Source organism: Blautia sp. AF14-40 (genome assembly GCF_003479665.1).
Lineage (GTDB): Bacteria > Bacillota > Clostridia > Lachnospirales > Lachnospiraceae > Fusicatenibacter > Fusicatenibacter saccharivorans.
The window spans coordinates 1-8697 of the sequence record NZ_QUHK01000030.1 but is presented as its reverse complement, the minus strand read 5'-3'; the positions used below and the strand labels follow the sequence as shown (position 1 = coordinate 8697).

General features: G+C 48.1%; 7 protein-coding genes. 2 read left to right on the top strand and 5 right to left on the bottom strand.

Annotated elements, in window-relative coordinates:
• Positions 1-39 precede the first annotated feature (39 nt).
• From DWW13_RS15455 to DWW13_RS15445, 3 genes are all read right to left on the bottom strand, one after another.
• Positions 40-711, bottom strand: a complete 672-nt coding sequence (locus DWW13_RS15455) for a phosphatase PAP2 family protein (protein ID WP_055268197.1) — start codon at positions 709-711, stop codon at positions 40-42.
• Positions 712-796: 85 nt separating this feature from the next.
• Positions 797-1732 (bottom strand): glycerophosphodiester phosphodiesterase family protein, encoded by a 936-nt coding sequence (locus tag DWW13_RS15450; protein ID WP_118720524.1) that lies wholly within the window; start codon positions 1730-1732, stop codon positions 797-799.
• Positions 1729-2676, bottom strand: coding sequence for a diacylglycerol/lipid kinase family protein (locus DWW13_RS15445; protein WP_158568590.1), 948 nt, complete (start codon positions 2674-2676; stop codon positions 1729-1731). Before DWW13_RS15445 ends, DWW13_RS15450 begins: the two co-directional genes overlap by 4 nt.
• Before the next feature lie 335 nt (positions 2677-3011).
• Here DWW13_RS15445 and DWW13_RS15440 point away from each other — a divergent pair, with 335 nt between their 5' ends.
• The gene (locus DWW13_RS15440; RefSeq protein ID WP_055221422.1) at positions 3012-4574 is read left to right on the top strand and encodes a PucR family transcriptional regulator; all 1563 of its coding nucleotides are present in this window, start codon (positions 3012-3014) and stop codon (positions 4572-4574) included.
• On the opposite strand, the gene DWW13_RS15435 is transcribed toward DWW13_RS15440, so the two are convergent.
• Positions 4510-5031, bottom strand: coding sequence for a phosphatase PAP2 family protein (locus tag DWW13_RS15435; RefSeq protein WP_055221420.1), 522 nt, complete (start codon positions 5029-5031; stop codon positions 4510-4512). The two genes, DWW13_RS15440 and DWW13_RS15435, sit on opposite strands and share 65 nt — an antisense overlap.
• 2 nt (positions 5032-5033) lie before the next feature.
• The gene (locus DWW13_RS15430; RefSeq protein ID WP_147345119.1) at positions 5034-5690 is read right to left on the bottom strand and encodes an NAD(P)-dependent oxidoreductase; all 657 of its coding nucleotides are present in this window, start codon (positions 5688-5690) and stop codon (positions 5034-5036) included.
• Between the two features lie 391 nt (positions 5691-6081).
• Between DWW13_RS15430 and DWW13_RS15425 the strand changes: the two genes are divergently transcribed.
• The coding region (locus DWW13_RS15425) for an SrtB-anchored collagen-binding adhesin (protein WP_118720522.1) at positions 6082-8697 on the top strand (2616 nt) is incomplete at its 3' end.

Genomic DNA, 8697 nt, shown 5'->3' with positions numbered 1-8697 from the left:
CCGCGCACCTTCTGGTGCGCGGGCCGTCCGTTTCCGTTTTTACATTCTATATTTCGCTTTTTTCTCCCGTGTCCGCAGTGCATTCCCCGCCTTTGCCGGCCGGTACAGCAGCATACAGGTTCCCGCATTCATAACAAGCGCACAGCACACATCCGATACGGAGTGCTGTTTTAAAAACATGGTCGAAAACACAATCAGCACCGTCAGGCCCAGGCAGACGTTTCGGAATACCGGGCGGTTTTTGAGCTGCTCGCTGTGTTCTACGGCAACAGCTACGGCTACGGAATTATATACGTGAATACTTGGGAATACGTTGGTCGGTGTGTCTGTCAGGTAAAGGCCTCTGACCAGATCCGTGAAAATGTTCTCCCGTGGGAATACCGTCGGGCGCAGGTTCTGGCCGTTCGGGTACAGATAGGAGATCACGAGGAACGCCGTCATTCCGATTCCCAGGTTGATAATCAGCTGATAATATTCTCTGCGGTTCTTGTTGCAGAAGCCGAAATAAAGGACAGACCATGCAATATATCCAAACCACATAAAATAAGGAATCACAAAAAACTCACAGAACGGAATCATATCATCAAACGGAGTATGAATCAGATGATAACCTTTCGTAATGTGCGTTTCCAGATATTGAAAACATTTCAGATAGAAAATACCATAAACCACTACCGGAAGAAAATGCTTATATTTTTTTATTGTCTTCATAGTTTCCCTCCACTTTTCTGACGAGGTTTTTCTCTTCAACCTGCTGAAATTATAGCACACCGAAAACCGAAGTCAATAAGCTTTATTATTTTTTAAGAAACAATTCATCGGTTTCTAACCTGTTCTTTTCTTTTTTTACAATAACCTTCTGCGCCTGCATTTTTCCGCTGCGGTGATGCCGTTTCGGTTTCTGAAAGCCGTCCTTGGGATGGAAATGTTCAAAGATCGCCGCGTCGAATTTTTTCCGTGTCCGGTTATATACATGCTCATCTTTTACCGTCCATGCAAATGCCGGTGTCCGAAACAGCATACGGTCGATCAGGAAGCCCGGGCAGTCGGCGTAGCGGTGGTCGTAGGCGATAAAATCCGGTTTCCCGATAAAATTCAGCATCAGATGACGCGCCATTATCCGCAGGATCAGATGCACCTTATCATCCTTTGAAAAACGGCCGGAAAGCTGGCCGCGCAGCGTCTGCGGCATGTGGCGGCGGCACCAGCGGAGGGCCAGGCTGTTGAAGGATTCCATGCAGAACATACCGGTGTACCCCTCCATCTCCTTCTGAAATCCCGCACAGACCGCCGTGGAAAGTCCCGGCATCTTGATTTCGATTAAAAGCGGCACGCGGCCGTCTACCGTCTGCAGTACCTCACGAAGCAGCGGAATCTTTTCCGTGCTGTCGCCCAGATGGAACTGCTGGAGTTCCTCATACGTATAATCGCTGATTTTTCCCTCGTTTCCACACATCCGCTTCATCGTGTCATCGTGGAACACCACAATCCGTCCATCCTTTGTTATCTGAATATCCAGCTCGATGGCATATCCCTGCTCCGCCGCGCGGGCAAAAGCCGGAAGAGAATTCTCCGGAACTCCCTCCGCCGCGTTCCACAGACCGCGGTGCGCATAATTCCATTCCGCAAATTTCAGACATTCCTGCCGTCTCGATGTAGCCGGCAGAATGGAAAAGAAATAACCTGCTGCCAGGACGGCAAGCACTGCAAAAAATATGATCCAGAACATCATCTTTCCATCCCTTCTTTCACCCAGTCGCCCAAAAGGCGGAGACGCTCCGTTTCCAGTCCGATCCTTTCCTCCGTGCGGTGTCCGCCCGATTCTCCGTCCAGGTGGACCGGTTCCGCGCGGTCTGTCTGAAAGGAAAGGCTGCTGCACCGCTCCATATGTACCTCAGGAAATCCCGTGTGGCGTCCAAACAGCGCCATCGGCAGAAGATAGCTGACTTTCCATTTGGCAAGATTGGAAACCACCATCACGTCGAGCAGATCATCTGTCCCGTCCGCCTCCGGGCAGAAGCAAAAGCCGCCGCCCTCGTACGGAAAATTCATTGTCACTGCAAAAAGAACATTTTCAAACGAACGGTGTTCTCCGTTTTCCAGCGCTGCATCCAGTGTGAACGGTTCGAGATAAAAGAGCTGCCGCAGTGCAATCATCACATACGTAAGTTTTCCCAGATGCAGCCGGTTCAGCGTATTCTTGATTTTTGATGCCAGCGCCTCGTGGCAGATGCCTGCATCAAAACCGATGCCGGTGCTGACGAGAAATCTCCGCTTTTGGCTGCCAAGAAGCGCCGTTCCAATGTTGATCTCCTTTTCCTCCCCTTTCAGCACAGCTTCCAGCGCCTGCAGCGGATCGGAGGGAATTCCGGCACCGCGCGCAAAATCGTTGCCGCTTCCCGTTGGAATATAACCGAACTTTACATCCGACAGGCTGGTGATTCCATCGACCGCCTCATTCGCCGTACCGTCTCCGCCGATCGCCAGAAGGACATCATCGGGATTCCATACCCCTTTCGCGGTCAGCCGTGCTGCCGTCTCCCGTGCGCTTCCGTGATACTTTGTCGGATATACACGAAATTCCGTCCTGCGCCGCTCAAGCTCGCCCTCAATCACCGGCCACAGCTTCTCGCCGCGCCCCGACCGCGATTTTTTATTTACTATAATATGATACATTAAAGTCATACCTTCCTTTTTCTTCTGTAAAAAACCACTTCAAATCACCTGAATCATATTCTTACGCAGCGAAACAGCAAGTGTTTCACTGCTGAGTGAACAGTAACCAAATCAGCCATATTGTAGCAGTTTTCCCCGCAAACCACAACTATCTTCACAAAATCTTAACTTGTTGCCGCCGTAAAAATTCCCGCACCCCTGTCTTTTCTTTCTTGACAGACCTTTTTGTTCTGCTAAAATAAAAAGTACCGCGGTTTCGTCCGCAGAACGTCACTCATTTCTGAGGAGGTTTTTATGAATTTTTACGATATGACACGCGCAGGGAGGATGATACGATGAAGCTCTCCCCCGCATTTCTCGCTTATAAACTAAGCAGCGCTTTTTCGGTTCTTGCACCGGAAAACCTGCCGCTCTCCGGCACACTGGAACTGCCTGTTCTTTATCAGACAAGCTCCGCAGCCACTGCGCACCGGGTCTTTCTCTGCACAGAAGAACAGATCGGCTCTCTTTCCTCCCTCCCTGAAGAAAGCAGCTCCCTTTTTCTTCTCTGTACCGAAGAACTGCCGGAGGAACTTCCGGCTCCGGTTTCGATCGCCGTTAAAAGCAGCGTATCCGCTGTTTTTTCGTTCCTGCAGGAGCTTTTCTGGACGTACGATTCCTGGCAGAAGGAGCTGATGCAGGCACGGCTCGACGGAAAATCGATCCAGCATCTTTTAAATCTCTCCCTGCCTGTTTTTGCCCACCCGCTGATGGTGGTCGGCATGGATTTTTCCATCATCGCCGCAGCGTCCGAAGAACCTTCCTTTTTTCCCGAAAAGGTGTTTGGCTCCCTCGATGCAACGCGCCCGCTTCTGCTCTCCTTGACAGAAAGCAGCGAATACGCGTCCGTCCGCGATCTCGATGGATGGTTCCGCTTTCCGGATCACGTAACGGGACTTGGTTCCCTCTGCGTCAACATCACGCAGCATGGTCAGAGCGCCTACCGCCTGCTGCTCCTCGACACGAAAAAGGATCTTTCTGATTCCGAAGGCTTTCTTCTTGAATTTCTTGCAGAAATGATCCATCACGCCTTCCTGCACAATGTGATGCAGAAAACCTCGCCGGCGCAGTCGCTTCACACCGTGCTGCTCCGTGCCCTCGACGACCGGATGGCCGACTATATTGCGGTCAGCCAGGCTCTCGATGCGCTCGGCTGGCATTCCCGCCACACCTACTGCTGCCTCTATCTGCAGCTCTCCGATATGGATCAGAAAAACCTGACGGCAAACTCGGTCTGCGCCTATCTGGAAAACATTCTGACCGGCTGCTCCGCGTTTCCGCACGGCGGCGGTATCGTTGCGTTCTTTAACCTCACGCTGTCCGATTTTTCCATGACCGATCTGATGGAACGCATGGTGCACTTTGTGGAGGACAGTTCCTTAAATGCCGGCTTTTCGCGCTGCATGAACGGCCACATGAATCTGCGCCGCCAGTATATCCAGGCAAAAATCGCCCTGCAGTTCGGTACGCGAAAATATCCCGACAAACGGATGCATCCGTTCAACGATATCTCGTTTGACTACATCCTCGATCAGGCAACAAAAAAGCTCCCAGGCTACATGCTGTGCCATGAGAGACTTCTCTTTCTGCAGGAGCACGACGACAGCTCCGGCAGTGACTATATGCGGACGCTCCGCTGCTATCTGGACAACCACTGCAATGTCGTCCAGACGGCGCGTGAGCTTTTTATCCACCGCAGTACCCTGCTCTACCGCCTGGAAAAGATCAAGGAAATTTTAGAATCTGATCTTTCCAGCCCGGATGAAATTCTGTATCTGATGCTTTCGTTCCGTTTTATCGACCTCGAGAATGAAGAAGAAAACCGTTCTGGATCTTCGCAGCCAGAAAAGCACAGATAAAACCAACCGCAATTCCCGCTAGGACATCGGTCGGGAAATGCACAAACAGATACAGTCTGGAAAATGCAATCAGGCAGGCCAGAATCAGTGCGGCAGCTCCTTCTTTTTTGTGCATCACAAAAATAGAGACTGCCGCCGCAAACGAGGCTGCCGAATGGCCCGATGGGAAGGAATAGTCCTTCGGAGCGGCAACCAGCAGCTTTACCTGCTCGTCAATCCAGCACGGACGCGGGCGCGCTGCCAGCGGCTTTAACACCAGATTACATAAAATCAAATCTAAAATCAGCGCGATCGCCATTCTTACACCGCATTTCCGGTATTTCGGAAGGATTAAGAAAACGGCGGTCAGCGCAATCCAGATCCATCCCGCATTTCCAAGTGAAGTGATTCCCACCATCACCCGATCGAGCACTGCATTGTGAAGATGCTGCAGTGCATATAAAATTGAAAAATCCATTCTTACCCCTCTCTGTAAAAAATGGGCATTTTTCTGCTGTACATCTGCTGATCGGCGGCCGCCTCGTACAGAAATTCCGCCAGGGCCTCTCTCGAGTATCCAGGCCGGAACTGGCTGCCGTCCAGCGAAATACTGCAGTTCTGCCCTACCTTTTTCACTTTCCCGTCTCTTCCCGGACACGTCCGCACCAGTGTCCAGTTCAGATCGCTCCGTGCCAGAACCTGTCCCATCTTCTGCATATCTTTATAGACACCTGGCCAGAAAATCTGCATGAATTTCGTACTCATTCTCTGGTATTTGTCCTCGCAGTCTCCAAACGCATGAATGCAGACATGGCCTACCGTCACAAACCGCGTTTTTCCAAGCTGCTTCATGGCCGAGAGAATCATTGCGTTTCCGTCAGCCAGCGGTGTCTCCTCTTCTTTTACATGTTTCACACGCATCGGAGTCAGCACGCTGATGACTGCATCCGCTTCCAGCAGTGCCTCCAGCACGCGTTCCCGGTTCTGAAGGCTTCCCTCAATCACGGTCATATTTTTTCTCGGCCAGATCGCTTTTGCATCCGGCACGTAGGCGGTCACCTGTGCGCCGTGAAGAAGCGCCGTGTTGGTCACATACTGCCCAAGCAGTCCCCCCAGACTGAATATTGTAATTCTCATGAAATCCTCACTCTCATCTGTGTGTCTTTTGTATCCTCCGCAGATTTTTTGACACACTTTCCTAATGTTATCTCCTATTCTAACACACCGCCCGTATACGATACAATGAAATAAAACTAAAAAAAGTATAACCTTTTTCGTCCTTTCTTCATATCGTAAGTAGAACCGTATTTTCAGGAGCTTTGATCTTATGCCCTATACTATCGTAATTGATGCCGGACATGGGGGTTGTAGATAACGCAAGTGATGAAAACAACGAAAATACAAGGAGAAAGGCAACTGTTGTACCTATTAAAATAGAATATGTGTGAGAGGACAAGCCTTTTAATAATGTAGACGTTCAGAAATGAGCGTCTATTTTTATACCCAAAATGAAAGGAGCATTAGATTTATGAAAAAGATGTTAAAACGATTGTGTACGGGCTTCTTAGCTCTTGCAACTGTCGTTACTGCTTTACCGACTACACCCGTTCATGCAGAAAGCAAGCAATACTGGACGGAAAGTGCAGAGCGTGTCGGTATCATTGAAAAAGTAATGAATGACAGTTCTATCGGTTCGACATTCAATGAGGGCTATATGAAAGTCGAGGGCGAAACTGCTTATTGTATTGACATCAATACAGATTTTAAGAACGGCTACAAGACCAGAGCTGACGCAAGCTCACGCATGAGTGCCGACCAGATTTCAGATGTGGCGTTATCCTTAGAGTATGTCAAACAGTATGGCGAAGCTCACAAGGAACTGAACTACAAGCAAGTCTATCTGTTGGAACAATGTGTCGTCTGGCAGAGATTGAGCGTACATCTTGGCTGGCAATGTGATAACGTGCGAGCTTCTTATGATGAAATTCCAAAGGCAACGCAGGACGAAGTTTTCTCTGGTGCAAGAGCCTTTGTCAAAGAAAATAAAGGACGCTATGAATGTGGCGGTTATATCTACTCTGGCGAGGGGCAGGAATTGGGACAATTCTGGGCGAAGCTGAATGTCGGAAATGCGAAATTACAAAAGACTTCCAGTAATACTAGCATTACAGACGGTAACGGGAATTACTCTATTGCAGGTGCAACCTATGGTGTCTTTTCTGATAAGGACTGCACGAAACAGCTTGCTCCCCTTACGACTGATGAAAACGGAAATACAGATATTGTAGAGGTAAAAGCAGGCACAGTCTATATCAAGGAATTATCCGCACCAGCAGGATATAAAGTGGATAAAACTGTATATTCCTTAAAGGTTGAAGCTGGAAAGACAGCAACATTGAAAGTATCTGATACGCCAAAAGTAACGGACACTTTGATTGAGCTTTTCAAGATTGATATGGAAACACAGAAAGACAATCCGCAAGGGAGCGCTTCTTTAGCAGGTGCGGAATTTACATGGAAGTATTATGCAGGCTTCTATAATAAAGACAATCTCCCTGCCGAAGCTACTCGTACATGGGTTACAAAGACAATCGCTGAAACAGACAGCGACGGGACAACTCACTACATCACAAAATTAGCGGACGCATACAAGGTATCTGGCGATAGCTTCTATATGCAGGACGGCAAGGCGGTTCTTCCACTTGGAACGCTAACCGTTGAGGAAACGAAAGCTCCAAACGGCTACTTGTTAGAGGGTGCATATATGCAGGCTGGTGATAAGTCCGAACAGATTAAGGGCTTATATGTAACACAGATTACCGAGGACGGCGACCTTGCCGTATTATCTGGAAGTAACCAGTTTTTCGTATCAGACAAGGTTATCCGTGGCGGTATCAAAATTCAGAAACGAGATTTAGAAACGGGCGATACAAAGCCACAAGGAAGTGCCACTTTGAAAGATACTGCCTTTGACATCATTTCCTTAAATGATAATTCTGTTTTGGTTGAGGGCAAGCTATACAAGAAAAATGAAGTGGTAAAGACAATTCGTACAGATATTGAGGGTGTCGCTTCTACTTCTTCTGACCTTTTACCTTATGGAAAATTTCGTATCGTTGAAAGTGAAGCTCCCGACGGTTACTTAACTGACGGTGCAAAGCCGATTGATTTTACAATCACAGAACATGGAAAAATCGTGGACTTAACCGACGAAGCTCATTCTATCTATAATCAGATTAAGCGTGGAGATATTGAGGGTGTAAAAATCGGTGCAGGTACACACAAGCGTCTTGCTAATGTTCCCTTTAGGATCACAAGCAAGACGACGGGTGAAAATCATGTAGTGGTAACTGATGATAACGGGCAATTCTCCACTTCTGCTGAATGGGCTTCTCATAAGCACAATACAAACGCAGGAAAGACCAGTGAGGACGGTGTGTGGTTTGGAACTTCTGAACCAGACGACAGCAAGGGGGCGTTACCTTATGATACTTACATCATTGAAGAATTACGCTCTGAAAGCAACAAGGGTTTTGAGCTTATCCCACCTTTTGAAATCGTGGTATCAAGAAATAACCTTGTGGTTGATTTAGGGACTTTGACTGATGAATACGAAAAAGAAATCTCTATCCATACCACAGCGACCAGCAAGGACGGCGAAAAGACTATCCTTGCAGGAAAAGAGGTAACAATCGTTGATACTGTCAAATTAGACGGACTTACAAAAGGCACAAAGTATCAGTTAAAAGGCTGGCAGATGTTAAAGGAAGAAAACGCCGAGCTTATCATTGACGGGAAACGTGTAGAAAACGATTATACCTTTGTCGCTGATGATGAAGAAATGAAAGTGGAAATTTCCTATACATTAAATGCGTCTGCTTTAGGTGGCAAGAACCTTGTTACCTTTGAAGAATTGTATGACTTCAGCAATCCAGACGAACCCGTAAAAGTTGCAGAACACAAAGACATTGAGGACGACGGGCAGACGGTACTTATCACAGAGCGTATCATCAAGATACATACTACCGCTACCGATAAGGACGGCAACAAAGAGATTGAAGCAGGAAAAAAGGTAACAATCATTGATACCGTAACCTTAGAGAGCTTAGAAGTCGGTACACAGTACAAACTTGTGGGCTGGCAG